Source organism: Methylobacterium gregans (assembly GCF_022179245.1).
GTDB classification, from domain to species: Bacteria; Pseudomonadota; Alphaproteobacteria; order Rhizobiales; family Beijerinckiaceae; genus Methylobacterium; species Methylobacterium gregans.
The window spans coordinates 1-20,488 of record NZ_BPQM01000076.1 but is presented as its reverse complement, the minus strand read 5'-3'; the positions used below and the strand labels follow the sequence as shown (position 1 = coordinate 20,488).

Sequence of the window (20,488 nt, the reverse complement as noted above, 5' to 3'; positions counted from 1 at the left end):
CGACGAGGCGGGCGACCTGCCGCGGGTTGGCCATGCCGGTGGTGTCGGCGAGCGTCACGCCATCGACGCCGAGCGCGAGATACTGCTCGACCTGCGCCAGCACCGTGTCGGCGGGCTGGTCGCCCTCGAACGGGCAGCCGAAGGCGGTCGCGACGGTCGCGTTCACGCTCAGCCCCGAGCCCCGCACCGTCTCCATGATGCGCGCGAAGCCCTCGATCGAGGCCGCGGGCGTCATGCCCATGTTGGCGCGGTTGTGCGTCTCGCTCACCGAGGCCACGAGGTTGATCTCGTCGACCTTGGCGGCGAGCGCCCGCTCGGCGCCCTTCGGGTTCGGCACCAGCGCGACGTAGACCGTGCCGGGGCGGCGGGTAATGCCGGCGAAGACCTCCGCCGCGTCGCGAAGCGCGGGCACCGCCTTCGGCGAGACGAAGGACGAGACCTCGATCCGGCTGAAGCCGGCCGCGGCCAGCGCGTCGATCAGCCGGATCTTCTCCGCCGTCTCCACGAAGACCGGCTCGATCTGGAAGCCGTCGCGGGTGGCGACCTCTTGGACGATCAGATCCTCTCTCATGCCACCGCTCCCTTCTCGCGCAGGCGGGCGATGCCCTCGGCATCGAGGCCGAGGTCGCCGAGGACGGAATCGGTGTGCTCGCCGAGCGCCGGACCCTGCCAGCGCACCGCGCCGGGAGTCTCGGAGAGCTTCGGCACGATGCCGGGCATCTTCACCTGCTGGCCGCCGGGCAGGTCGGCGGAGAGGATCATCTCGCGGGCCTGGTAGTGCGGGTCGGCCACGATGTCGGCGACCGAGTAGATCCGGCCGGCCGGCACGTCGGCGGCGTCGAGGGCTTGAAGCGCCTCCTCGACGGTGCGCGCGGCCGACCAGTCGCCGATCACGCCGTCGAGCATCGCGGCTTGGCGCGAGCGGCCGTCGTTGCTGCGAAAAGCCGGATCCTCGGCGAGGTCCGCCCGGCCGATCATCGTCATCAGGCGGCGGAAGATCGGGTCGCTGTTGCCCGCGATGACGACGTAGCCGCCGTCCTTCGTCGGGTAGGTGTTGGAGGGGGTAATGCCGGGCAGCGCGCCGCCCGTCCGCGTGCGGACCTCGCCCAGGAGGTCGTATTCGGGCACCAGGCTCTCCATCACGTTGAACACGCTCTCGACGAGCGAGACGTCGACGACCTGGCCTGCACCCTGGCCCATCTTCACCCGGAGCAGCGCCATCAGGGCGCCCATCACGCCGTGGAGCGAGGCCAGGGTGTCGCCGATGCTGACGCCGACGCGGGCCGGGGGCGCCTCGGGGCTGCCGGTGGTGTAGCGGATGCCCCCCATCGCCTCGCCGATGGCGCCGAAGCCTGGCCGGTCGCGGTAGGGCCCGGTCTGGCCGTAGCCCGAGATGCGGACCATCACGAGGTTGGGGTTGAGGGCCGAGAGCACGTCCCAGCCCAGCCCCAGCTTCTCCAGGCCGCCGGGGCGGAAATTCTCGATCACGACGTCGGCGCTCTTCGCGAGCTGCTTGACGACGTCGAGGCCGTCCGGCGATTTCAGGTTGACCGCGATCGACTTCTTGTTGCGCGACTGCAGGTACCACCAGAGCGAGGTGCCCTCGTGCATCTTGCGCCACTTGCGCAAGGGATCGCCCTCGCCCGGCGGCTCGACCTTGATCACTTCGGCGCCGAACTCGGCCATCAGGCGGGCGGCGAAGGGCGCGGCGATGAGCTGGCCGAGTTCCAACACGCGGATACCGCTGAGCGGCCCAGGCATGGCATGTCCTCCGTATGGCTTTTGAGCATTCTATACCGGAGGTGGCAGGCCCTGATCCAACCGTATTTCGCCACGTTGCGTTCGCGTTCATCGAACGCTCGCCCCTGAAGGCCTGGCCGTTACGGATCACGCGCCGTCGCGATGCGACCCGCACAGCGTCGCGAGGCTTGGCGGATAAAACCGGCAGGGCTACCCGATTCTGATCCTTGATTTGACGATGGCGAAAGATGTGATCTTATAATCTCCGTGCGCATGAAGACTTGCGTACAGAAAAATACAATGTTCGAGGAGGAACGTCGATGCTCAAGCCATTGAGTGTAGCGGCAGCTCATTGCGCCCTCATCGTCCCCACCGGCCTCGCCTTGGCCATGCCCATGGGCGGTTCGTATACGGGACGCGTCGAGAGTCAGACGCCTCAGCCGGTCGGACCCAATCAGATCAAGATCCAGCAGAAGGCCGTCGGGTTGAATACAGGGCCGGGAACACCGCTGGACGGCGCGACGGTGCAATGGACGGAGACCGCGACGCTGACGAACGGCCAGGGTCCGGTCGAAGGCCTGATCACCTTCACGACGCCGACCGGCACGACATCGAGCGCCTATCGCGGCACGGTGAGCACCGATGCCAGCGGTCGCGTGACCGCGACGGGAACGTACCGGGACAAGGCGAGCACCGGGGAGTTCGCGGGTGTGACGGGGAGCGGCACCTTCTCCCTCGCCTACATCTCCAAGACAGAGTTCGCGGGTGAGTGGAAGGGCGATGTGAAGCTGCCCGCGCAGAAATCCTCGAAACGCTGAGGACCGGATCTCTCCGGAGCAACAGAACACGGCGCGGGCGGAGCGGAAGCCGTGGCGCCTCGTTCCCGCCCGCGAACCTCGTGGCGCGATCTCTGGCGCGTTCCAGAATGCTCCAGACCCGAAGATCGTCGACCTGCCCGCCAGCGCAGGCTTTGATATTGGTGGGCGGTGAGGGACTCGCCCCCGATCCTCTCCGTGTAATGGAATGGTCCCTTCGGTCCTCCCTCTGCATTCCCCTGCGGGATCGACCGTTTCTTGCCCTTCCGTGCCCGTCCGTACCCCTGGTTTCCGGAGAATAACCGGAGGAACGTTCCCCGGGCGTTCACCGGCTCCAGCCGGGCGGCGGACGCTGTAGAAATCCTCTGGTCGCGCAGGGACGCAGCCGCGAGCGCTCCCGCCTCGCTCGGCCAACGTCTCGACCAATCGGCCGACTGCACCAGTCGTCGTTCAAGACGCGCCAGGATCCGCCCTGTGGCGGTTCGGGAGCAATGACCACGACATCGTGGTCAGGCGCATAGCTAGGATGGCCTACAACCGTGCCGGTCTGCTCGATTCCGTCATCGGGCGCCTTGTAGCGAACGACATCGCCGATCCTCAGACGCCCAGACATTACCGCCTCCTCGACACGCTCTCCACCACACTCATCAGGTGCTCGGGGCAGTGGTGGCCGTATACCTGCTCGACGACCTTCTCCGTCGTCCCGAGCGCCATCGCGACCTTGCTGAACGGCACCCCATCCATCACGGCCCACGTCGCGAAGGTGTGCCGGAGGATGTGCGGCGTCACCTCAGGGCCGACTACGGTGCGCTGAACCCCACGAGGTGGATGTGACCGGATCGATCGGCCGGTCTGGCGTGCTGCGCGACCCGCCGAGCACGTCGGCGGCTTCCATCCGCAACAGCGGCTCGTCCTCGGCTACGAGGGCCATCACACCGGGCTTCAGGCTCATCGGACGTCCTTCTGAGAAATACGGGTCAGCGCCTGTCAGACGTCCACGCGCAGTCCCGCGAGCGGGGCGCTCAGGCTGCACTGCACACCTTCGGTCGCGTAGCGCAGTGCCACCTCGCCCCCGGCGAGGCCGCGCTGGATCAGCCGCGAGCCAAACCCCTTGCGGGTCGGCGGCATGACGGGCGGCCCGCCCTGCTCGCGCCAGTCCAGCCGGAACTCGGCCGTCGCCCCTACGTCCTCGACCGTCCAGCCGACGCTCACGCGGCCGTTCGGCACCGAGAGCGCTCCGTACTTCACGGCGTTGGTCGCCAGTTCGTGCAGCATCAGCCCGAGCGCGAGCGCCGCCGAGGGGCCGACGAGGAGGCTTGGGCCGCTGACCCGGAAGCGGCGGCCCGTGTCATCGTGCAGGCTCAATGCCTCCTGCACCACCTGATCGACGCTGGCGCTGTCGGTCTGCCCCGCCAGCAGGATGTCGTGCGCCTTGCCGAGTACGATCAGCCGCGCCGCGAGCGCATCGCGGGCGGCTTCAAGGTTGGGAGCGTTGCGCAGGGTCTGCGATGCGATCGACTGGACCAGCGTCAGGGTGTTCTTCAGCCGGTGCGACAGTTCGTGGTTGAGGATGTCCTGCTGCGCCTCGGCGGCTTTGCGATCGCGGATGTCACTGATCGCGACCACCGCGCCGACCGTCGCGCCCTGCTCATCCTCGATCGCCTCGCCGGAAATCGCGATCCAGCGCCGCTCGCCATCCGGACGCTGGTACTGCACCTCGAGGGCGGTCCGCTTGCATCCGCCGGCGCTGATCTGCGCCAGCGGGTACTCCTGCGCCTCCACCAGCCGACCATCGGCATGGTAGGCGACAAACTCCCCGTAGGCGTTGCTGGACGGAGCGTAGAGGGTGGCGTGGCCGAGGATCTCGGCCAGTCGCCGGTTGCCCATCAGGATGCGGCCGGAGGGGGCCTCGGCCAGCAAGATCCCGACCGGCACGGTCTCCATGATGGACTTCAGCCGGGCCTCACCCGCGAAACGGGCGGCATCCGCCGCCTTGCGGGCCGTGATATCGACGGCGACACCGGGGAAGCGCAGCGGCTTGCCTTCACCGTCATGGAAGCAGCGGCCGCTGGCATGAACCCAGGTCACGCTGCCATCGGCGTGGCGTAGGCGGTAGTCCTCGCTGAACCCTCCTGCCGTGGCGACGGCGTGCTGGATGCGCTCGCCGATCCACGCCCGGTCGTCGGGATGTATACCATCGACGAAAGCCGCCAATGGCGCCCCTTGCGCCGCCTCGATCGGATCGAGGCCGTACATGCGGGCGAAGTGCTCCCCGGCGTAGAGCCGGTCGCCGGGGATGTCCCAATCCCACCAGCCGAGGCTGCCCGCCGCCTCGAACGCGAATGACAGCCGTTCCTCGGAGAGTTGCAAGGCGTCGCGGGCGGCTCGCATATCCATGTTGAGCTTGCGCTCGCGCAGTACAGCCGTCACCTGCCGAGCCAGCCGACGTAGACCGTCCGCCTGCCGAACCGACAATCCCTTGGGCCGGGGTTTGTGATCGATGACGCAGAGGCTGCCGAGCACCTGTCCGTTCGGGGCCTGCAGCGGTGCCCCGGCGTAGAAGCGGATGAACGGCTCGCCCGTGACCAGCGGGTTGTCCCGCGTGCGCGGATCGACGGTCAGATCGGGGATGGTGAGCAGATCCGGTTCGACCAGCGTGTAGGCGCAGACGGAAGCGTTGAGGGCGGTCCCACACGGTGGAAAGCCGACCCGCGCCTTGAACCACTGGCGGTCGCCAGCCACGAGGCTGACCAGCGCTACCGGCGTCTCGCACACCGTCGAGGCCAGATGCACAATATCATCGAACTCCGTCTCGGGCGGCGTGTCGAGCAGGTTGAGGCCCGCAAGGGCATCGAGGCGAGCGGGATCCTGAACGAGGGCAGGCAGGGGCGGGATGGGCATCGAGCGGGACGTCTATTGCGCTGACTTTGTATCGTAGGCGGGAATAGCTGTCCCGCAATCTTATCACGCGCAAGCGAGACTCTGTGCCTGCGGCAGGCCGCCCTGCTCCGGCGGTGCTGGGTCCAGGGCTGGGACATCGCGGCGGCCGAGGCCCTGCTCGTGTAGCTCGAGCTGAGCCTGAGCGAGAAGCGGCTGCGCCGTGCCCGGCTCCAGGCCGAGCTGGCGGCCCTGCTCGCGCCGGATCTTGGGCTCGGATAGGAAGGATGTATCCGGGGTCAGACCGGCACGAACGGAGGCGAGGATGCGTGCGGCAGCCGCGGGCCACCTGCCCCTGGCCCGCCAGCACGTCGCCGAGGGCGAGCTTCGCTGCAGCGTGCAGCGTGCAGCGCCTGCTGATCGCCCGGCTCGCACGTAATCAAGCAATACAAGCTGATGCGGCGAGCGTCGGAAGCCCCCGCCACCGCTCTGCGTGTGTTTATCTACGGGTAAATCACGAAGAAACGTGGTTTCCATGGATGCAGCACTTGAACAGAGCACGATATTGCGCATCCGTTTGGGCGACCACAACAGGGGTACATCGTGGAAGACCAACCGGACGTTCAGCTAGATCTTGTCATCGGCCAAACCGCAGGCATCGTAGCGGCCTACGTGTCCAACAACCATGTGCAGGTCGGTGAGCTGCCAGCTCTGATCGCCGCCACGCACGCCGCCCTTGTAGGCCTCGGATGGCCCACAGTACCCGCAGAGCCAGAGGTCGAGAAGCCCAGCGCCGCCCAGATCCGCAAGTCGGTTACCGACGAGGGCCTGATCAGCTTCATCGATGGCAAGTCCTACAAGACGCTCAAGCGGCACCTGACCGGCCACGGCCTCGACCCGCGCGCCTACCGCCAGAGATACGGCCTGCCCGCCGATTACCCGATGGTTGCACCAGCCTACGCCGCGCAGCGCTCGGCTCTGGCGCGCAGCATCGGCCTAGGCCGCAAGGCTGCGGTTGACGTAGAGCCAGAACCAAAGGCCCCGGCCGAGCCGGCAAAGCCCCGCGGGCGTCCAAAGAAGGCAGCAACCGCGTAAGACGGCACTGAGACATTAGCCGAGTCATAAGCTCGGCCATACGCCTGCTGGATCCCGCACGGGCCTCCAGCAGGCCCCTCCGTGCCGATCCGGCGCGAGCACCGCTTTTTCTACTTTTTGATCGGCCGCAGCTCCCAGCCGTGATCCCCTTTCCGGCGCGAGGAGCTTGCTGTGAGCCAGGAGGCTGAAAGCTTGGCTTTTCGGAGCGATCGCGCGGATTGTTGCGCGGTGCCGGCCATGAAGCCGCCTGTCGGCCGGCCTCCGAAGCTTGATGGGGAGGACGCATGTTCACGCACGTCATGATCGGCAGCAACGACCTGGAGCGGGCCAGGGGCTTCTGTGACGCCACGTTCGCAGCTCTCGGCGGCAAGGCCGGCAGGATGGATGAGCGAGGCAGGCTGATCTATGCCTACGCGGGCGGCCGGCTGATGATCACGAAGCCGATCGACGGCAATCCAGCGACTGCAGCCAACGGCGGGACCATCGGTATCGTTGCTGCAAGCCGCGATCATGTCCTCGCGTGGCACGCGGCCGGCACCGCGCGCGGGGGGAGCGCGATCGAGAGCCCACCCTCGGAGCGCCCGAATGGGGCCTTCGTCGCCGACCTTCGCGATCCGGACGGCAACAAGCTCACCGCACGGACCCAGCCGGCGCAGTGAGCCGAGCGGCCGGCGCTCAGACGCTCGCTTTCGGCCAGATCGCGCAGCGGCATGTTGAGGCCAGGCCGCCGGGAATACCGCAGCAGCGAGCCGTCGTGGCTCTGGTCGGTCCAGCGCATGCGGTTGGGCCCAGCGGAACGAGCTTCAGACCGGAGCGTTGCGCACGCTGAATTGGACCGCACTTCGGAGGTGTCCGTGCCGCGCAGATACCCGTTGCACCTCTGGGTCGTGCGGCATGGCGAGAGTTCCGGCAACGTCGCACGCGATGCGGCCCACGCGGCGGGTGCAGCACGGATCGACATTCCTGAACGCGACGTAGACGTCCCGTTGAGCACTCTCGGTCACCGGCAGGGCGATGCGCTCGGTCGGTGGTTTGCTAGCTTGCCCGAGGCCGAGCGTCCGGAACTCGCACTTGCCTCGCCCTATCGCAGGGCGGTCGAGACGGCTGAGGCCATTAGAGCGGCTGGTGGACTCGCGCCGGACGCCCCGGCCCTTCTCGTGGACGAGCGTCTGCGCGAGAAGGAGTTCGGGATCCTGGACCGGCTGACGCGGATTGGGATCGAGCAGCTTCACCCCGAACAGGCGGATCTGCGGCGCGATCTCGGCAAGTTTTACCATCGGCCCCCCGGCGGGGAGAGTTGGTGCGACGTCGTCCTGCGCCTGCGCAGCGCATTGGATACGGTCGCGCTCCACCACGACGGCAGACGCATTCTCATCGTCGCCCATCAGGTGGTCGTGCTCTGCCTGCGGTATCTTCTGGAGGAGATGACAGAGGCCGAGATACTGGCTGTCGATGCCGAAGGCGACGTCGCGAATTGCGGTGTGACCGAGTACGTCTTCTCGCCAGATGCGGGTCCAGATGGGGGGCTTGCGCTGATCCGCTACAACTTCGTCGCACCACTTGAGGTGCAGGGTACCCCCGTTACCTCCGAGACGGACGCCGACGCGGTCGCGCAATAATTGTTCGGCGACCGGCTAGAGGGACATGCCATGGCCGCTGTCACGCCTGTCACCGAGCATCTGCTGCGGAGCCGGAGGCTGCCGGATCCGGACTGCGACAGCAAGGACGATCGCGGGCGCTTGCTGATCGTTGCCGGTTGCACGGCCCTGCCGGGTGCCGTTCTGCTGGCAGCGCACACCGCTATGCGCGCTGGTGCGGGCAAGCTGAAACTCGCGGTCTGCAAGGACATAGCGATACCGATTGGCATCGCTATGCCCGAGGCGATGGTGATCGGCCTGCCGCAGACATCTGCCGGTGGGATTGATCATTCGGCCGCGGACGTTCTGACGTCGCAGATCGAGGGGAGCGATGCTGTCCTGCTTGGACCCGGCATGGTCGAAGACGACGATACCGAGCGCCTCGTTGCTGCCCTCGTCCGCAAGGCTCGCGATTGCAAGCTCGTGCTGGACGCTGGCGCCTTCGCGGCGCTTCGGGTCGAGCCCGATCTGGCACGAACCGCTCCGAACGCCGCGGTGATCACCCCGCATGCTGGCGAGATGGCAAAGCTTTTGGATGTCGAGCGCGCGGAAATCGAGGCCAACCCTCTCTCCGCAGCAAGAACTGCTGCGGAGCAGTTCGGCACCGTCACGGTGATGAAAGGTGGGCAGACATTCGTCGTCGCTCCGGATGGCCAGGCATGGTGCTACGAAGCTGGCCATGTCGGGCTTGCAACATCGGGTTCAGGTGACACCTTGGCAGGTCTCATCGTGGGGCTGCTCGCACGTGGCGCTGACCCTGCGACGGCGGCCTTGTGGAGTGTCTACGTCCACGGTGAGGCCGGGCGACGACTCGCGCGACGCTACGGGGGCATTGGTTTCCTGGCCCGCGAGATCCCTGCCGAGGTGCCCTGCATTCTCGCAGAGGTGCTGACGTAGCGGAAAGTGGGAACTTCTCGCCGAAGTCTCAGAACCTTTGGCTGTGACGCTTCGCCGTGCCGCGCAACCGTGCTCCCGCCCATCCGTTCACGCGGAAGGATTGAGGAGGCGAATATGCCACGCGTCGCGGTAGTGACCGGAGGGACAGCCGGGATCGGGCTGGCAACAGCGCAACTGTTCGCGGCCCGTGGGTGGAGCGTCGCGGTGATCGCCCGGGATGAGACGCGACTGCGCCAAGCTGAGAGAATGTTGACCGAGCATGGCCGCCCGGTGCTGGCGATCTCCGCAGACGTCGCGGACTCGGTGGCGATGGATGCCGCAGCGGCGCGGATTGAAGTCGAGCTTGGCCCTATCCGGGCATGGGTCAACAACGCCATGTCGACCGTCGTCAGCCCCGCCGATCGGATCAGCCCGAAGGAGTACCGGCGCGTCACCGAGACCACCTACCTGAGCCAGGTCTACGGCACGCTCGCCGCGCTCCGGCATATGAAGCCGCGCAACCGCGGCGCGATCATTCAGGTCTCGTCCGGCCTCGGCATCCGGGCCGCACCGCTGCAGGCGGCCTACTGCGGCGCTAAGTTCGCGGTCTCAGGCTTCACCGACGCCGTGCGCTGCGAGCTAATCCACGATCGCGTGGATGTGTCCCTGAGCGTGGTCTATCTGCCTGCCGTGAACACCCCGCAATTCGGTTGGTCCCGAACGCGCACTGGCCGCGGGCAGTACGCGCCGGACCCGGTGTTCGATCCCCGGCTCTGTGCCGAGGCGATACTCTACGCGGTCGAGCATCCGCAGCGGGAGGTGTGGGTCGGGCGGACCTCCCTCATGATGGCGGCCGCCCAGGCGATCGCGCCGGGGCTTGCCGACCGGAAGGCGGCCTCGATGTGGGACGCGCAGCTCGAGGATACGGAGAAGCCGGATCGGACTGGCAACCTGTTCGAGCCGGCGCCGGGGGAAGCTGCGGTGGATGGGAGGTTCTCGTCTCGCACACGCACGAGCCCGCATGAGTTCTGGACGAGTCGCGAACGTGACCTACTGGTAGCGGGCGTGGCTGGCGCTGCGATCCTTGGGCTCGCAGGCGCTGCGGCTCTGGCTCGAGCTCCGCGGCGGCTCCTCAGACGGCTGTAGGGGCCGGCCTGGGCGGCGATCGGCTCTGCGCTTTCGCATCCGCCGCCGTCCCGGGTGGTAGGCTTTGCAGTCCGCCTCAGTGCGCGGGGCCCTGCAATGATCCCGGTTCGGGCAGAAAACCGCAGTTCAGGGCCCATCAACGCCTACAGTGACCGAAGCTTCGACCTGACCCGCGTCCGCTTGTTCGCTTTGAGCAGGCCAGGGCGGAAAGGGCATCCAATCTGTGAAAGCATCCGACGCATAGCCGTGATCGCATGAAGCGACCCGCCAGGGCTCGCTTTCGCCGAAGCTCCCGGGATCCCAGCGAATGACGGCTCGGCGGTCTGGCTCATGCCGGTTGATGGCGATGATCCAGCGGCCGTCACGGGGCGCCCGATCCATGAGCCGCCAGCTCCACATTGCTTGATCCTTGGATCCTCAGGCCTGGGGACCCCTAACGCCGGATCAGGTCAGATCGTTCGGTTTGCTCGATTTAAGCTTTCAATCCGTTATCGATCCGTCCGGCGCGAGGCGTCCAGCGTCTCTCGCCTCAACTAAACTACGGACGGCATCGACCAGCGCCTCCGGCTCGAAGGGCTTCTGCAGGAAGCGAGCACCTGCTGGCATGGCGTCTGTCTCGGGCATGATCACTCCCGAGATTATCAGCACAGCCAAATCCGGCCAGCGAGCCGCCACGGCCTTCGCCAGCGTCAGCCCCGTAAGCGGCTCGCCGTCTAGATCGATGTCGGCGACAATCACCCGCAATTCGGCATCAGCGCCGAGCGCCGAGGTCGCCGCCTCGACCGTCGGCGCCTCGACGACCCGAAGCCCGGCATCCTGAAGGGCGCTGGCGGCCGCCATCATCTGAACCGGCACGTCCTCAACCAAGAGCACTGCAAACGTGCCTGGCGCGTAACCGCCTTCCATGATCACCCCGCATTCGTCTCGGCTCATCCTGAACGCGGGCGGTGCGGCTTCCGCCCCATCACGGATTGCGGCGCGGTCCACACGAGCCAGCCTCTGCCGTTCCAAGGCTCGCCCGATCTCCCTGCTATCCACAGCTATGCACAGACGCGCCGATCGTCGCGGCCGCGCTGGTTGAACCCTGCCGTCTGGTGAGGCTTGTTCCGCGAACGTTCTGGTTTTTGCTGAGGCGCTCGGATGCACTGCTACCCTGTCGAGGTTGTGCCATCCGAGGCTAAGCGGATCGCCTACGCCTACCAGGGGCGGCCGATGGTGACGCTCGGGCCGCGCTCGCCCGCGCGATCGAGGATGCCCTCACAGACCTTGCTGAGGCCGAGCGGCGCTCCTTGGGCCGCGATCGGCTGATCTCTTGAGGGTTCGTCTGGGGCGGCGTCCCCCTTGCTGGCCTCAAGGCATGAGCCTCCACCGGGTTTCTGAGCTGCCGCTTGAGGGCACAGCTACGATCCGCATCCCGTTGCTCGGGCAGGCGCTCTGCGCCGGCTTCCCCTCGCCCGCCGACGACTTCATGGAGGGCGCGATCGAGCTGCCGCGTTGGCTCGTGCCGAACCCGCCCACCACCTTCCTCTGGCAGATCCGAGGCGGGTCGATGCGGGGCGCCGGCATCTTCGACCGGGATCTCGCCTGTGTCGACCGGAGCCTGAAGGCGGGGCGCGATAGCATCGTGGTCGCGGTGGTCGGCGGGCAGATGTCTATCAAGCGGCTCGTCATCAAGGGCAACCGCGCGCGGCTTGCCTTCGACAACCCGGACCTGCCCGCCTTCGCCGTCGAGGATCTCGAGGAGGCGGCGATCTGGGGCGTGGTGCGCTTCACGATTCGCTGGCACCTCGTCCGCGAGCGGCTCGGCCGATGAGCCGGGCGCTCGCCCTGATCGATGGCAACAGCTTCTACTGCTCCTGCGAGCGCGTGTTCGACCCGATGCTCGCGGGCGTGCCAGTCGTCGTGCTGAGCAATAACGATGGCTTCTGTAATCGGGCCTTCACCGTCAAGGAGTGCCGTGCTGCTGCGCGTGCAGAAGGTCCGCAGCGGGTTGGTTAGCGGAACTCGGCGTTAGGGCCTCCAGTGGCGCTGGGGACCTATGCGCTACACGGTCAAGTTGGCGGTCTTCCCACCCTGGAAAGCGCCTGTCCCTTACGAGACCCTCACCGAAGTGTTCGCCACCGCCGCGGGAGCCGCCGAGGGAGGTACCAAGGCACTTGAACGCATCACTGAACGCGAACTCGCCGATCTGGCCTTCGGCCTAGCATCGAGATCGCAGCGCGTCGGCGAGAGGTGGGTCACAGTCACCAAGGTGCCCGAAGGGTCGGTCCACGGATACCTGATCTACGATGAGACTGGCGTCGAGGTGTCCAACTGGACCACGCTGGATGTCGCCGTGGAGCGCGCTGCCAAGGGCTGATCAGGGTGGGGAGGATGCGTTGCCCCCCAGCCCAAAAGCGGACGTTTCGTCATCGCTTCAATTTGAGCGTTCTAGTAATATTTCCTGACTTCTCTAGAGCGGTCATGTGCGGGCCATTCTTTAAGGTCAGCCCGTGTTGGAAGGCTGGATGCGGCGAGACAGATATTAGGTCTTGTCCGGCCGCGTTGTGGCAGCCGCGACCGCTCCAACTCCGTTGCTCAGTGCTGCTCCCGTGTGAAGTGGCACGCCGCTCGGCAAGATAGGCGCCGCCGAAAGTTCCTTCCTCACTGGCTCAAGAACAGCTTCTACCTCACGGATGAGGCTCGCGAAGTCATATGGTTTCCTGAGAAGTCGTGCGCGCGAAGGAAGATCGCGCTCGGGATCCACTCGGCTCCCAGATGTGACGATGATACCGAGCGCCGGCCAACGGTGGTCAACCACGTGGGCCAAGGCGATACCGTCGTCCGTAACGCTCCGCCCGGTGATCAGCATGCGCACGATAGCTGAACTTTCAAGGACCATCACTGCTTCAGCGGCCGTGCGGACCTCAATTGTCTGGAAGCCTGCATCGGCCAGCATGTCGGCCGTGACCATACGGATGAGTTCGTCCGTCTCCGCGATGAGGATGGCTATCGGCCTGTGGTCGGTGTTCACCGGGAGGCTCTCGATCAAAAACTTAGGGTTGTTAGGGCGGGTAGCGTTGGAGGCTTTCCCGCAGGGTGATGCTCCCACTCGGTGGATCTCAGGGCTACATCTCTGCTACTTCGGTGAGCACAAATTGCCTAAATCGTATGCAAATACAACCGTCAATTGCACCAGAGTGCACCCGCCCACGCTGACGCAGCTTCTTGTCCGCGAAGTCGCGGCCGTTCGTGTGAGGAGCACCGGGCAGCCCGGCTGCTGAGCCTATCTCAGCCGACTGGCTCGACGCTCGGAATCACCTTGTCTCGCTGGACACATCTCGCCACAGGAGCAGCCAAGCCCCCCCCTCAAGGAGGCGGTCCGCAGCGCGGTGTCCGTTTTAATCCCAGGCGATGCTGCGCGGCAGCAAATATAACAGTAAGCTTGCGCGAGCGACGCAAAGTGAAGCGCCGGTTAATATTCGTATGACGGAATGATGGCGCCGACGCGCTCGGGGGCAGCGCTCGGATCTATGCTGAAGTCCTATGGTGGACCGCCATGACGCTGCTCAACAACCTCAAGATAATCTCGAAACTTGCAATTCCAACACTCTTGCTTGTTTCTGTCGCGACAGGGATGGTCTTGTTAGCTCGCTCAAGCCTGAGCACGCTCGATCAGAACACGCAGCAGATCGTGGATGTCAGCGCTGCGCGCGCAGTTCTCGCCCTTCAGATGTCGAACGCCGTCGATGAGGCTACGATCAAGGAGAAGAACATCATCATCGAGACCGATGATGCGCGCATGAAGGTCCAAGCGGATGAGTTCAAAGAGGAGCGTCAGAAGGCGTACTCCGCCATCGACCGGCTGATCGCGCTGGCCGACACCCCTGAGCGCAAGACCACGAATGAGGGTATCAGGCGCCTGATGGGCGACTACTTCGCCGCAGTCGACAAGGTGATAGCCCTGGGGCTGAAGAACGAGAACGATGCGGCCGCCAAGATCTCGAACAGCGAGAGCCGCGACGCCCGCAGAAAGCTGGTCGAGGTTGTGGGGAAGCGGGTTGAGGCGAACTTGCGGGATCTCAGCGTTGCCAAGCAGAAGGCGTCGGAAATCGCTGCCTCTGCCACGCAGACCCTGGTGATCACCGCGGTCTGCGGTCTTCTGATCGCCGTCGGCCTGCTTTCGGGCATTGTGGTGTTCGGCGTGACGCGCCCCCTGAACGCCATGGAAGGCGCGATGAGCCGCTTGGCTGCCGGTGATCTAGAGGTGGCGGTCAGCGGCACGGAACGGCGGGACGAGGTCGGCTCGCTGGCCCGCTCGCTTCAGGTGTTCAAGAGCAATGCCATCCAGGCGCGCGAGATGGCTGCCGCTACGGAGGCCGAGAACCAGGCCAAGATGCGCCGTGCCAACCTGCTCGATGACCTCACCAGGAGCTTCGAGCGCAGCGTCTCGGTGCTGACACAAGGGCTGGCCGGCGCGGCCACCGAGATGGAGGCGACTGCCCGCTCCATGACCGCGACTGCCAATGAGACCAGCCAACAAAGCGTAGCCGTAGCCGGCGCGGCTCAGCAGACCTCGGCCAACGTGCAGACCGTGGCTGCGGCAAGCGAGGAGATGTCGGCCTCGGTGACCGAGATCGTGCAGCAGGTCAGCCAGTCGGCCCAGATCGCCGGCCGCGCTGTGGAGACGGCGCGCCAGACCGACGCGACGGTGCAGAGACTTGCTGGCACGGCCGAGCGCATCACCACGGCGGTATCGCTGATCTCGCAGATCGCCGGGCAGACCAACCTGCTGGCCTTGAACGCCACCATCGAGGCGGCGCGTGCCGGAGAGGCGGGGCGCGGCTTCGCGGTCGTGGCCACGGAGGTGAAGGAGTTGGCGGGTCAGACCTCCCGGGCGACCGGCGAGATCGGTGAGCGCATCTCCGAGATCCAGGCGGCGACGCAGGAGGCGGTCGCCGACATCCAGCAGATCAGTCGGGTGATCGGCGAGATGTCCACCTACGCGGCGAGCATTGCGGCGGCCATGGAGGAGCAGGGAGCGGCCACCCAGGAGATCACGCGCAACGTGCAACAGGCGGCGCAGGGCACGGAATTGGTGACCCGCAACATCGGATCGGTGCAGACGGGCGCCGGCCAGACGAGCGCGGCAGCCTCGCAGGTGCTGAGCGCGGCGCAGGAGCTTGCCCGGCACTCCGAAGGCCTCACCCGTGAAGTCTCCACCTTCCTGGCTGGCGTGAAGGCGGCCTAATCACATAGCCCGTGCACTTTTAGTCCGCCCGGCGAATAGCCGCGGCGGGCTTTGTCTTCAGGCAGATCGCAACCACGAGTGCGCTGAGGCTCACATCGCGGATGGCGACGAGCAGGTTGCTAAGATCGTGGTGGCGATCTTAGCAACCCGGTCCGACCACACCCTGGTTGGAGCATTTCGGCCGTATGGTGCCGTTTTTCCAGCGTCTGGAAGCGGACTTTCTCAGGGTCGGCAATGGGTCGAACGTTCGCATTCTCCGGTCGCACCCGGCGGGCGCGCTCGGCGATTGTGCAGCTGCACACTTTTGTCTCGTACCCACGGGGCTCTTGGCTTCTGTCCGTGGTCGGCACGCGGGCCGCCACATGGTAGCGTTCCGATGAGAGGCGAGCCTATATGCGACAGCGGACTTGGCTAGAGGCCAGCACACCCGTCATTCCGGCTTCACCTCCCGCCCGTCCCCGTGAGGACGACCCTTCGAGGCTAGGCGCGCCCAGCCTCGATCCCTGTGATCGGTGAGATGCCTACGCGGCAGCGGCGGCCGGATGCTCGATCGCGCTGAAGCGGAAGGTCGTGCCGTCCACCCACATCCGGTGCATCACCACCGCCATCTTGCGCGCCAGCGCCACCGTCGCGCGCTTGTTGCCCTGGCGCTGGGCCACCTTCGTCGCCCACGCCTTCAGCCCGGACCACTTCTTGACCCGGTGCAGCATCACGTGCGCCGCTTCGAACAGCGCCGCCCGCGCCTCGGTATCGCCGGTCTTGGTAATCCGACCGTTCCGGTCCAGCTCCCCGGACTGATGCTTGCGCGGGACCAAGCCGAGGATCGCCCCGACCGATCGCGATTTGGCGAACCGAACCGGGTCCTCGATGGCTGCGATGAAGGTCAGGCCGACCACCGCACCGGCGCCCGGTATCGTCATCAGCCTCCGGCAGACCGCGTGCTTGCGGGCAATCTCCAGCACCATGCGGTTGAGCCGGCCGAGCGAGAGCAGCATCGCCGCGTGCGCCTGAAGCAGCACCTCGAGGATGGCCGCCACGCGGGGCAGGTCGGCCGTCAGTTCACATACCCGCTCCGAGAACGTCCGCCGCGTGGCCGTGCCGAGTTTGATCCCGAACAGATGCAGCGAGCCCCGGATCTGATTCTCCACATCGCCGATCTTCAGCACCAACGTCTTGCGGCTGGTGAGAAGCGTCCGCAGTTCCATCGTCCGGCGCGCCTTCACATGGACCTGCCGGAACCAACCGGTGCGCAGCATTTAGGCGAGGCCGCGCGTCGTTGCGGTCGGTCTTGTGCGTCATCGCCACCATCGCGGCGCGGGCGTGCCGCGCATCCATGCACACGACGTTGGGCACGCCGAGTTCGAGCATCGGCTCGCAGAGCCAGCCTGCCAGCGCCCCGGTCTCCAAGCCGACACGGGTCAGCGGCAGGCCGAGCGCGCCGAGCCAGGTCGCCAGCGCCTCCGGCTCGCTCGCGACCTTGGCTTCGCGGATGATCTTGCCGTCCTCATCGAGGACGCAAATCACGGTCTCTGCCAGCGAGACATCGAGACCGGCATAGTAGCGCATGAGCCTGCTCCCGGATGATCGGTCGCGGGCTGATCCCCGTCAGACCGGATGGCACCTCGGGCAGCTTGCCAGGATCCACGACGCGGGGAAGGCTGGCGACGGCCCGATTACCCGATCTGCGCCATCGCGCGGACCTCCGAGGCGAAGTCACTCGGCATCCGTATGGGCGAGCCCTTCTTCAAGATCCGGGAGATGTGCCGCGCTCAAGGCGTGCGGGTGTTCTCCTCGAACTACACCCTCTATGCCGACATGAGCGCCCGCACGAACGCGGTCTACCGGGACTTCTCACCCCGGGTGGAGATCTACTCGATCGACGAGAGCTTCCTCGACCTATCCGACGTGCGGGCGGACCGGCGCATCGAGCTCGCCCGGGACCTACGCGCCACCGTGCGCGCCTGGACCGGCATCCCGACCTGCGTCGGCATCGGCCCGACCAAGACGCTGGCCAAGCTCGCCAACCACATCGCCAAGACGGTGCCGGACCTCGACGGCGTCCGCGACCTGACCGATCCGGTTGCCTACGATCACTGGCTCTGCCGGATCTCGGTCGCCGAGGTCTGGGGCATAGGCCGGGCCTCGCTCGCGAAGGTCGAGGCGCTCGGCGTCGACACCGTGGCGGACCTGCGCGACCTCGACCCACGACCGGTGCGCAAGGCGATGACTGTGGTGGGCGAGCGCATCATCCACGAGTTGCGCGGGCTGGCCTGCCTGCCGCTCGAGCTGATGCCGGCCCAGCGCAAGGGCTGCGCTGTCACCCGTTCGTTCTCGTCCCGCATCACGGATCGGGCGACGCTGGAGCAAGCGATCTCGACGCAGGCCACGCGTCTCGGCGAAAAGCTGCGCCGCGGCGGACTCGCCACCAACCACGTCAGCGTCTTCTATCACACCAGCGAGCACGAACGGGGCGACCCGATGCGCTCCGTCTCGAACACCGTGACGCTGCCGGAAGCCACCAGCGATACGCTCGCGCTGATCAAGGCGGCGCTGCTCGGTGTGGCCAAGACCTGGCGCGAGCCGCGCGAGAGGCCGTGGCGCTACGCGAAGGCGGGCGTCATCACCACCGACCTGATGCAGTTGGAGGACAGCCCGCGGGCGCTGATCGGGCAGATGGACCGGGGGCGCTCGGGCCCGCTGATGGCGGCGATCGACGCCTGCAACGCCCGCTGGGGCGCGGGCGCGGTGGTGCCGGCGCGGGCGGGCGTGCTGGAGAAGCGGGACTGGAGCACGAAGTTCGAGATGCGCACGCCGCGCTACACGACGCAGGTCAGCGAGTTGCCGGTTGCGGTGGCATAGGCGCACAAGAAGTCGATCTAGAGTGCGTCGGAACGTACTCAGCGAGCGACCAAGCCTACCGCGGCCGCCTTCTGCAGCAGCAATGTCGGGCTGTATACCCAGATAAGGCCACTCAGCACAACGTTCTGGCTGAGACCGCGCTTGAACTCATATACGCCGCGACTTGCAGCCGGATCGATGCCGCCATGATCGAACACATCGCAACCCTCAGCGCAGGCACGTTCGATAAGCCGCCAGACTGCCAATGTCGCTGCCCCACTTGCCCGCGCCCGGTCGGTGGAAGCCGTAAGGAAGTCAGTGCAACGCTCTGCCGTGAGATGAGCGATGCGGATTAGGACGAGCTCACCTTCATCTCGCACCTCAACAAAGATGTGTCGCGGATCGCGCGCTGCGAGGTCTCGATACGCTGTGCAGTCAAAGGAGTTGGAGAAGCCCCGCCGCATCTTAAGCTCGTCATAGAGAACACCGAAGGCATCGAAGCAGGCAAGCCGCTCTTCCACATCCTCAACAAATCGTGAGGATAGACTAGGCGTCCGCTCCGCTCGACGAAGTACCTTCCTCCAGCGCGGCTCCATCTGCTGCTCGACTCTCCGCAGCCCGCCCGTCAAATCAACGTCAATTGTGTGGCGAATTGGAGTGACTACCGGCGTAAAACCTCTTGCTAGAACGGCGCTCGTGCCGGATGAGCACTGAGAGCGCTCAAAATCGATCAGCATGAGGTCGAGGCGGCCCAATTTTACATAGTCTAGGCAGGCTTGCAGGCAGCGTTCGGCCTGCCGCCCGCCCTTCTCTGTCAGAAGCGGTCCGCCCTGCATCCGTACGATGCGGACTGGCCCTCGCGTCCGTTCATGGTACTGAACCAGAGCGAGCAGATCGTCTGCCCCGTCGCGTATGGTAAGTCGGTGGACCTGCCAGCCTGTCCGGATTTTGTACTCGCCCCACAGCCATGAAGAGAAGATGTTGCCGCGGGGATGCGACCAGACAGCGGCGTCCCACTCGCTGCTATCTGTAATCCTCCCCACATTAAGTCCGAACGTCAGGTGGTCAGCTGCAGCTGCGTTCGCTCGCTTCTTCCGCACAGCCCAGCCCAGAAGGCCTGTCGTGGTCTGCGTTCTTGTGAGCATGTCTGGTCTTGCAGCTGGAGCTTCGGCGAGTGGAATGGTTCTGCCTCATTTCAGAGCAGGGATACCTGAGCGCCACCCGCTTCACCCGCATAGCTCCAAGCTACTTGGCCGCGCATCACTAGCAACCGCGCATAAGAGCTACTGCTTACGCGGTTGTTCCATTTGGTTATATTTCCTTCTTAGGCCGCCCTACCAGGATAGGGGGCCGCGCCATGGCACGCCGCCAGCCGGGCTTGGCCTCCGGATCGGCAAGCGCCTCCGCTGAGGCCTCGTGTGCCTCGACCGCCGCGGCGAGGTCGAGCAAGTCCCCGCCGCCGATCGGGTAGAAACCCGTGTCCGGCTTTGCCAGCACCGCATCCACCACGGCGTTGATCTCGTCGTCCGTGATCTCGGCGGCCTTGCGGGGGTCGGCGGTGGTCTTCTGATCGGCCATGGCGGGGACGTAGCGCCCCGGCCCGGAACGCCCAGGTTGATCCGACAGGCGAGGTCCGCTCGGGGTGGGAAGCCGGCATCCAGCCTAGCAGCCGCACTGGGCTGCATTCTCATCGGAAGCGGACCTTCGTGTACAGGTGCCTTAGAGAATTTATCATGATGCTTTCTGATGTCATGACTCGAGTTTGATCACTCAGCCCCTGAGCGCCGAGGTGTCACATCAAACGGCTAGCTCCGAGGCATCTCGCCAAGCGGCACTGCGATGATGTCCGGACGTCAAAGGTTCGCTAGCTGGGCGAGGTTCGACGCGAGCTCGTCCTTGCGGAACGGCTTGGTAAGACGCGGCAGGTCGGCCGCAATCCCGTCGCTCTCCGCGTAGCCGGACACTACGAGCACTGGCATGCCGGGTCGACTGCTCCGGACCGCGCGCGCCAAGTCGGTGCCGGTGATGCCGGGCATGAGGTGGTCGGTCACAAGCAGGTCGAAGTGCTCACCTTGGGCGACTAAACGCATGGCTTCCTCGGCCGATGCCACCTCGATCACCGAGTAGCCGAGCTCGCCCAGCATGTCGGCTGTGCTCATGCGCACGAACTCCTCGTCATCGACCAGCAACGCGGTCCCGCGCATCACTGGCGTCGCTAAGAGCCTCTAACAAAA

18 protein-coding genes and 4 pseudogenes are annotated in these 20,488 nt (G+C 65.9%); 11 read left to right on the top strand and 11 right to left on the bottom strand.

Features of this window, described 5'->3' with window-relative positions; all coding sequences use genetic code 11:
• Together MFF54_RS15835 and MFF54_RS15830 are read right to left on the bottom strand one after the other, a co-directional pair.
• Window positions 1-571 (bottom strand): hydroxymethylglutaryl-CoA lyase-like TIM-barrel protein (locus tag MFF54_RS15835; RefSeq protein WP_506289940.1); only part of this gene is annotated, 571 nt, incomplete at its 3' end.
• A complete protein-coding gene (locus MFF54_RS15830) occupies window positions 568-1,761 on the bottom strand; it encodes a CaiB/BaiF CoA transferase family protein (RefSeq protein WP_238303803.1) in 1,194 nt (397 codons plus the stop codon). The genes MFF54_RS15830 and MFF54_RS15835, both read right to left, overlap by 4 nt.
• Window positions 1,762-2,060: 299 nt before the next feature.
• Between MFF54_RS15830 and MFF54_RS15825 the strand changes: the two genes are divergently transcribed.
• Window positions 2,061-2,558 carry a hypothetical protein gene (locus tag MFF54_RS15825; RefSeq protein WP_238303802.1) on the top strand — a complete coding sequence of 166 codons (498 nt, stop codon included), beginning with the start codon at window positions 2,061-2,063 and terminating at the stop codon, window positions 2,556-2,558.
• A gap of 609 nt (window positions 2,559-3,167) precedes the next feature.
• On the opposite strand, the gene MFF54_RS15820 is transcribed toward MFF54_RS15825, so the two are convergent.
• Genes MFF54_RS15820 through MFF54_RS15810 form a run of 3 tightly spaced genes read right to left on the bottom strand, consistent with a single transcriptional unit; the run spans window position 3,168 to window position 5,456 of the window.
• A complete protein-coding gene (locus MFF54_RS15820) occupies window positions 3,168-3,344 on the bottom strand; it encodes a hypothetical protein (protein WP_238303801.1) in 177 nt (58 codons plus the stop codon).
• Window position 3,345: 1 nt separating this feature from the next.
• Window positions 3,346-3,507 carry a hypothetical protein gene (locus MFF54_RS15815; RefSeq protein ID WP_238303800.1) on the bottom strand — a complete coding sequence of 54 codons (162 nt, stop codon included), beginning with the start codon at window positions 3,505-3,507 and terminating at the stop codon, window positions 3,346-3,348.
• A gap of 35 nt (window positions 3,508-3,542) precedes the next feature.
• Window positions 3,543-5,456: a PAS domain S-box protein gene (locus MFF54_RS15810; RefSeq protein ID WP_283206283.1), complete on the bottom strand. Its 1,914-nt coding sequence runs from the start codon at window positions 5,454-5,456 to the stop codon at window positions 3,543-3,545.
• A gap of 576 nt (window positions 5,457-6,032) precedes the next feature.
• On the opposite strand from MFF54_RS15810, the gene MFF54_RS15805 reads away from it, so the two are divergent.
• The 5 genes from MFF54_RS15805 to MFF54_RS15785 all read left to right on the top strand — a co-directional run bounded on the left by MFF54_RS15805 (window position 6,033) and on the right by MFF54_RS15785 (window position 10,186).
• The gene (locus tag MFF54_RS15805; RefSeq protein ID WP_370880206.1) at window positions 6,033-6,527 is read left to right on the top strand and encodes a Ros/MucR family transcriptional regulator; all 495 of its coding nucleotides are present in this window, start codon (window positions 6,033-6,035) and stop codon (window positions 6,525-6,527) included.
• Between the two features lie 284 nt (window positions 6,528-6,811).
• Window positions 6,812-7,186 (top strand): VOC family protein, encoded by a 375-nt coding sequence (locus MFF54_RS15800; protein WP_238303797.1) that lies wholly within the window; start codon window positions 6,812-6,814, stop codon window positions 7,184-7,186.
• Between the two features lie 213 nt (window positions 7,187-7,399).
• Window positions 7,400-8,146, top strand: a complete 747-nt coding sequence (locus tag MFF54_RS15795; protein WP_238303796.1) for a histidine phosphatase family protein — start codon at window positions 7,400-7,402, stop codon at window positions 8,144-8,146.
• 30 nt (window positions 8,147-8,176) lie between these two features.
• A complete protein-coding gene (locus MFF54_RS15790; protein WP_238303795.1) occupies window positions 8,177-9,061 on the top strand; it encodes an NAD(P)H-hydrate dehydratase in 885 nt (294 codons plus the stop codon).
• A 114-nt stretch (window positions 9,062-9,175) separates the two neighbouring features.
• Window positions 9,176-10,186: an SDR family oxidoreductase gene (locus MFF54_RS15785; protein WP_238303794.1), complete on the top strand. Its 1,011-nt coding sequence runs from the start codon at window positions 9,176-9,178 to the stop codon at window positions 10,184-10,186.
• A 480-nt stretch (window positions 10,187-10,666) separates the two neighbouring features.
• On the opposite strand, the gene MFF54_RS15780 is transcribed toward MFF54_RS15785, so the two are convergent.
• Window positions 10,667-11,173, bottom strand: a complete 507-nt coding sequence (locus MFF54_RS15780; RefSeq protein ID WP_238303793.1) for a response regulator — start codon at window positions 11,171-11,173, stop codon at window positions 10,667-10,669.
• A 370-nt stretch (window positions 11,174-11,543) separates the two neighbouring features.
• Between MFF54_RS15780 and MFF54_RS15775 the strand changes: the two genes are divergently transcribed.
• The 3 genes and pseudogenes from MFF54_RS15775 to MFF54_RS15765 all read left to right on the top strand — a co-directional run bounded on the left by MFF54_RS15775 (window position 11,544) and on the right by MFF54_RS15765 (window position 12,545).
• Complete coding sequence (locus MFF54_RS15775) at window positions 11,544-11,999, top strand: LexA family protein (RefSeq protein WP_238303792.1); 456 nt, start codon at window positions 11,544-11,546, stop codon at window positions 11,997-11,999.
• Window positions 11,996-12,109 (top strand): annotated as a pseudogene (locus MFF54_RS27815) (Y-family DNA polymerase); the annotation flags it as partial. The gene MFF54_RS15775 and the pseudogene MFF54_RS27815, both read left to right, overlap by 4 nt.
• 115 nt (window positions 12,110-12,224) lie before the next feature.
• Window positions 12,225-12,545 (top strand): hypothetical protein, encoded by a 321-nt coding sequence (locus MFF54_RS15765; RefSeq protein WP_238303791.1) that lies wholly within the window; start codon window positions 12,225-12,227, stop codon window positions 12,543-12,545.
• A 165-nt stretch (window positions 12,546-12,710) separates the two neighbouring features.
• Here the strand turns inward: MFF54_RS15765 and MFF54_RS15760 are convergent, their stop codons facing one another.
• The gene (locus MFF54_RS15760; RefSeq protein ID WP_238303790.1) at window positions 12,711-13,199 is read right to left on the bottom strand and encodes a response regulator; all 489 of its coding nucleotides are present in this window, start codon (window positions 13,197-13,199) and stop codon (window positions 12,711-12,713) included.
• A 525-nt stretch (window positions 13,200-13,724) separates the two neighbouring features.
• On the opposite strand from MFF54_RS15760, the gene MFF54_RS15755 reads away from it, so the two are divergent.
• Window positions 13,725-15,416 (top strand): methyl-accepting chemotaxis protein, encoded by a 1,692-nt coding sequence (locus MFF54_RS15755; RefSeq protein WP_238303789.1) that lies wholly within the window; start codon window positions 13,725-13,727, stop codon window positions 15,414-15,416.
• Window positions 15,417-15,937: 521 nt separating this feature from the next.
• On the opposite strand, the pseudogene MFF54_RS15750 reads toward MFF54_RS15755, so the two are convergent.
• A pseudogene (locus MFF54_RS15750) lies at window positions 15,938-16,982 on the bottom strand (IS110 family RNA-guided transposase).
• Between the two features lie 117 nt (window positions 16,983-17,099).
• On the opposite strand from MFF54_RS15750, the pseudogene MFF54_RS15745 reads away from it, so the two are divergent.
• Window positions 17,100-18,275, top strand: a pseudogene (locus MFF54_RS15745) (Y-family DNA polymerase); the annotation flags it as partial.
• Between the two features lie 38 nt (window positions 18,276-18,313).
• Here MFF54_RS15745 and MFF54_RS15740 read toward each other — a convergent pair.
• The 3 genes and pseudogenes from MFF54_RS15740 to MFF54_RS15730 form a co-directional block, all read right to left on the bottom strand.
• Window positions 18,314-19,090, bottom strand: a complete 777-nt coding sequence (locus MFF54_RS15740) for a GNAT family N-acetyltransferase (protein WP_238303788.1) — start codon at window positions 19,088-19,090, stop codon at window positions 18,314-18,316.
• 475 nt (window positions 19,091-19,565) lie between these two features.
• Window positions 19,566-19,832 (bottom strand): hypothetical protein, encoded by a 267-nt coding sequence (locus MFF54_RS15735; protein WP_238303787.1) that lies wholly within the window; start codon window positions 19,830-19,832, stop codon window positions 19,566-19,568.
• A 275-nt stretch (window positions 19,833-20,107) separates the two neighbouring features.
• Window positions 20,108-20,464, bottom strand: a pseudogene (locus tag MFF54_RS15730) (response regulator); the annotation flags it as partial.
• Window positions 20,465-20,488: the final 24 nt, after the last annotated feature.

Bases quoted from the DNA above. Each gene is read 5' to 3' on its own strand.
- MFF54_RS15830 (WP_238303803.1), bottom strand. From the start codon at position 1,761: ATGCCTGGGCCGCTCAGCGGTATCCGCGTGTTGGAACTCGGCCAGCTC.
- MFF54_RS15825 (WP_238303802.1), top strand. From the start codon at position 2,061: ATGCTCAAGCCATTGAGTGTAGCGGCAGCTCATTGCGCCCTCATCGTC.
- MFF54_RS15815 (WP_238303800.1), bottom strand. From the start codon at position 3,507: ATGAGCCTGAAGCCCGGTGTGATGGCCCTCGTAGCCGAGGACGAGCCG.
- MFF54_RS15810 (WP_283206283.1), bottom strand. From the start codon at position 5,456: ATGCCCATCCCGCCCCTGCCTGCCCTCGTTCAGGATCCCGCTCGCCTC.
- MFF54_RS15800 (WP_238303797.1), top strand. From the start codon at position 6,812: ATGTTCACGCACGTCATGATCGGCAGCAACGACCTGGAGCGGGCCAGG.
- MFF54_RS15790 (WP_238303795.1), top strand. From the start codon at position 8,177: ATGGCCGCTGTCACGCCTGTCACCGAGCATCTGCTGCGGAGCCGGAGG.
- MFF54_RS15785 (WP_238303794.1), top strand. From the start codon at position 9,176: ATGCCACGCGTCGCGGTAGTGACCGGAGGGACAGCCGGGATCGGGCTG.
- MFF54_RS15775 (WP_238303792.1), top strand. From the start codon at position 11,544: ATGAGCCTCCACCGGGTTTCTGAGCTGCCGCTTGAGGGCACAGCTACG.
- MFF54_RS15765 (WP_238303791.1), top strand. From the start codon at position 12,225: ATGCGCTACACGGTCAAGTTGGCGGTCTTCCCACCCTGGAAAGCGCCT.
- MFF54_RS15755 (WP_238303789.1), top strand. From the start codon at position 13,725: ATGACGCTGCTCAACAACCTCAAGATAATCTCGAAACTTGCAATTCCA.
- MFF54_RS15740 (WP_238303788.1), bottom strand. From the start codon at position 19,090: ATGCAGGGCGGACCGCTTCTGACAGAGAAGGGCGGGCGGCAGGCCGAA.
- MFF54_RS15735 (WP_238303787.1), bottom strand. From the start codon at position 19,832: ATGGCCGATCAGAAGACCACCGCCGACCCCCGCAAGGCCGCCGAGATC.